This is a genomic window from Bacillus sp. SIMBA_026 (genome assembly GCF_046535335.1).
GTDB classification, from domain to species: Bacteria; Bacillota; Bacilli; order Bacillales; family Bacillaceae; genus Bacillus; species Bacillus velezensis.
The window spans coordinates 1-279 of the sequence record NZ_JAWRWX010000105.1 but is presented as its reverse complement, the minus strand read 5'-3'; the positions used below and the strand labels follow the sequence as shown (position 1 = coordinate 279).

Here is a 279-nt window from a genome sequence, read left to right as displayed (position 1 = left end):
ACTTCATGAACGTAGATCGCGTGGATGTTCAGTGCAGTAAGGCGCGGCGGCGACGGGCGGAGTACGCCGGCGTCCTGGCCTCTGCGAATGACATTTTCGACCAGGTCGTGCCAGCGGTCGCCCTGTTCCAAGCCCCGTTGGCCGAAGTCTTCGGGGCTGAAGGAGTCACGCACGTATACATACCCGCTGTCGGGGTCACGCTTGTAGAGCCCGGCCAGCGACGTGTACATCCTGGTGATGGTTTCGATGTAATACTCGGCCGTGCCATTCTCGGCGGTG

At 61.3% G+C, this 279-nt stretch carries 1 protein-coding gene; it reads right to left on the bottom strand.

Translation table 11 applies throughout. The annotated features are described in order from the left end of the window. Positions 1–279, bottom strand: a 279-nt coding sequence (locus SB847_RS20860; protein ID WP_410578497.1) for a hypothetical protein, incomplete at both ends; no start/stop codon positions are given.